The organism is Aeromonas sp. Y293-4 (assembly GCF_027705905.1).
GTDB classification, from domain to species: domain Bacteria; phylum Pseudomonadota; class Gammaproteobacteria; order Enterobacterales; family Aeromonadaceae; genus Aeromonas; species Aeromonas veronii.
The window spans coordinates 1-717 of record NZ_JAPDCI010000078.1; the positions used below are offsets into that span (position 1 = coordinate 1).

At 65.1% G+C, this 717-nt stretch carries 1 protein-coding gene; it reads left to right on the top strand.

Going from position 1 to position 717, the window contains the following annotated elements; genetic code table 11:
* A partial coding sequence (locus OKC31_RS21650; protein WP_270657750.1) for a Tn3 family transposase occupies positions 1–717 on the top strand: 717 nt, incomplete at both ends.

The following is a 717-nucleotide window of genomic DNA, read 5'->3' on the forward strand; positions in this document are numbered from 1 at the left end:
GCCGGCCGCGCAAGGCGTGCTGGCAGCCGTGCAGACCCTGCGTGAGATGAACGCCGACAACCTGCGCAAGGTGCCGGCCGATGCACCCACGGCCTTCAACAAGCCGCGCTGGAAGCCGCTGGTGATCACCCCGGAAGGCCTCGACCGGAAATTCTACGAAATCTGCGCCCTGTCCGAGCTGAAGAACGCCCTGCGCTCCGGCGACATCTGGGTCAAGGGCTCGCGGCAGTTCCGCGACTTCGACGACTACCTGCTGCCGGCCGAGAAGTTCGCCGCACTCAAGCGCGAGCAGGCCCTGCCCCTGGCGATCAACCCGAACAGCGACCAGTACCTGGAAGAGCGTTTGCAGCTGCTGGACGAGCAGTTGGCCACCGTCACCCGCCTGGCCAAGGACAACGAGCTGCCCGATGCCATCCTCACCGAGTCAGGGCTGAAAATCACCCCGCTGGATGCGGCGGTGCCGGATCGGGCGCAGGCGCTGATCGACCAAACCAGCCAGTTACTGCCGCGCATCAAGATCACCGAACTGCTGATGGACGTGGACGACTGGACGGGCTTCAGCCGCCACTTCACCCACTTGAAGGACGGGGCCGAGGCCAAAGACAGGACGTTGCTGCTGTCCGCAATCCTCGGTGATGCGATCAACCTCGGGCTGACCAAGATGGCCGAGTCGAGCCCCGGCCTGACCTACGCCAAGCTGTCCTGGCTGCAAGCCTG